General features: G+C 73.9%; 1 protein-coding gene. It reads right to left on the bottom strand.

Annotated elements, in window-relative coordinates:
- Positions 1-1225: efflux RND transporter periplasmic adaptor subunit (locus FUT87_RS22250; RefSeq protein ID WP_255511964.1), on the bottom strand; the 1225-nt coding region annotated here is incomplete at its 3' end.
- Positions 1226-1345: the final 120 nt, after the last annotated feature.

Raw genomic sequence — 1345 nt, 5'->3', positions numbered from 1 at the left:
GCTCACGGTGTTGTCCGGGGCCGACGACGTAGACGTAGAAGCCCTGCGCGCCGCGCAGCACCGCGGCGGCCGGCACGGCCAGGCGGTTGGCCTCGGTGGCGAGCTGCAGCTTCACGCTGACCGACTGGTTGGGGTAGAGCGCGTCGTCCTCGTTCGGGAACAGCGCCTTGAGCTTGATCGTGTCGGTGCTCAGGTCGATGGCGTTGTCGGCGGTCGCGAGCCGGCCGGTCGCCAGGCGCGTCTTGCCGTCGCGGCTCCAGGCTTCCACCGTCAGCGACGCCTTGTCCTTCAGGCCGGCGGTCACTTGGGGCAGCAGCGCCGACGGCACGGCGAAGGTCAGCGCGATGGGCCGCGTCTGCGTGATGCTGACCACGCCGTTGGCGTCGCTGGTCTGCACGACGTTGCCGATGTCGACCTGCTTCAGGCCGACGCGGCCCGAGATCGGCGCCAGCACCCGGGTGTAGGTGACCTGCAGCCGGGCGCTGTCCACGGCGGCCTGGTCGGCCTTCACCGTGCCATCGAGCTGGCGGACCGTCGCCTGCTGCGTGTCGACCTGCTGGCGGGCGATCGCGTCCTTGGCGAGCAGGTCCTGGTAGCGGGCGAGGTCGATGCGCGCGTTGTCCAGCGTGGCCTTGTCGCGGGCGAGTTGGCCCTCGGCCTGGCCGAGCGCGCGGTAGGCCCCGGTGACGGCCCCCGTCAGGTCGATGAACCACCCGCCCTCGCGCCGCGCCACCTCCCGGCCCCAGGCGCCGATCTCGGGGAAGTCCACGTCGTCCCGCCAGTGGTCCCGGTGCGGCACCGGGGAGACGACGACGGGCACCGCGCCGGCGGCCCGCGCGTCGCGCAGGTACGCCGTCAGATAGGCGCCGAAGCTGCGGACCTGCTCGACGCCGCCGTCGGGCAGCGCTTCCTCCACGGTCTCGTCGCCGATCCCCGGCAGCACGCCGCGCTGCTTGGCGGCGGGATCGCCGACGCGTCCGAGGTCGTTGTGGCCGAACTGGATCAGCACCGCGTCGCCCGGCTTCAGCAGCGAGCGCACCTCGGCCCATCGTCCTTCGCGCAGGAAGCTGCGGCTGCTGCGGCCGGCCATCGCGTGGTTGGCCACCGTCACCTCGCCAGGGTCGAACCACGGCGCCAGCCGTTCCCCCCAGCCCCATTGGCCATGGCGTCCGGCGCTCCGCACGGTGGAGTCGCCGACGATGAACAGGGTCCTGCCACGATCCATCGGCGCGGGCCCGGCGGCCGGTGTCGCGGCGAAACCGGCCGACGCGTCCGCCCGACCCGCGCGCCACGACGCCGCTCCCAGCCCCGCCGCCAGCGCCAGCAGCGCGCGGCGGCTCGGCCC

It is taken from the genome of Mitsuaria sp. TWR114 (genome assembly GCF_007997345.1).
The sequence above is the reverse complement of the archived record's forward strand: the minus strand, read 5'-3'. Positions and strand labels throughout refer to the sequence as shown.